Annotated in this window: 1 protein-coding gene; it reads right to left on the bottom strand. The window is 56.5% G+C overall.

Translation table 11 applies throughout. The features are described 5' to 3' along the window. The coding region (locus tag F1735_RS35005) for a helix-turn-helix domain-containing protein (RefSeq protein ID WP_167241649.1) at positions 1-255 on the bottom strand (255 nt) is incomplete at both ends.

The raw sequence follows: 255 nt of genomic DNA, 5'->3' as shown, positions 1-255 counted from the left end.
TTGTACGCCCTCTCCAAGTGCTTCAATGCATGTTGCAGCGGATGACACGGCGCGTCCTTCAGCCAAGGTGTGTCAGGACCATTGCGCCACCCGGTCAATTGCTTCGCCATGGCGACGTAGCCGATGAGCCTGTTACCGGCCTCATGATTCTCTTTTTGCATCGCCAACGCCTTGTTGTAGACGAATCGGCACGCGCCAGCGAAGCGGCGCATATTGCGCTCTTGCTCGCCATCTGGCATCAGTTCGTATTGATAG

This window comes from Massilia genomosp. 1 (assembly GCF_011682185.1).
In the GTDB taxonomy this organism is placed as follows: Bacteria; Pseudomonadota; Gammaproteobacteria; order Burkholderiales; family Burkholderiaceae_D; genus Telluria_A; species Telluria_A rubra.
Note: the sequence above shows the minus strand (reverse complement) of the source record. Positions and strands in the feature narration are given on the sequence as shown.